This window comes from Stenotrophomonas rhizophila, assembly GCF_007667275.1.
Lineage (GTDB): Bacteria > Pseudomonadota > Gammaproteobacteria > Xanthomonadales > Xanthomonadaceae > Stenotrophomonas > Stenotrophomonas maltophilia_AE.
In genome coordinates this window covers 1-374 of sequence record NZ_VDQT01000017.1, presented here as the reverse complement: position 1 = coordinate 374, position 374 = coordinate 1, and the positions used below count along the sequence as shown (strand labels likewise).

Annotated in this window: 1 protein-coding gene; it reads right to left on the bottom strand. The window is 64.2% G+C overall.

The genetic code is table 11. The features are described from left to right. Positions 1 to 374 (bottom strand): EF-Tu/IF-2/RF-3 family GTPase (locus tag FSZ13_RS18195; RefSeq protein WP_260844238.1); only part of this gene is annotated, 374 nt, incomplete at both ends.

Below are 374 nucleotides of genomic sequence, written 5' to 3'. Positions count from 1 at the left end.
AGCAGCTTGCGGAACATTTCCACGCCGGTCACGGTGGTCTTCTGGACCGGACGGATACCGACGATTTCGATTTCTTCGCCGACCTTGATCACGCCGCGCTCGATACGACCGGTCACCACGGTGCCGCGGCCCGAGATCGAGAACACGTCTTCCACCGGCATCAGGAACGGCTTGTCGATCGCACGCTCCGGCTCCGGGATCCAGGTGTCCAGGGCGTCGACCAGCTTCAGGATCGCCGGCACGCCGATGTCGCTCTGGTCGCCTTCCAGCGCCAGACGGGCCGAACCCGAGATGATCGGGGTGTCGTCGCCCGGGAAGTCGTACTTGCTCAGCAGCTCGCGGACTTCCATTTCGACCAGTTCCAGCAGCTCGGC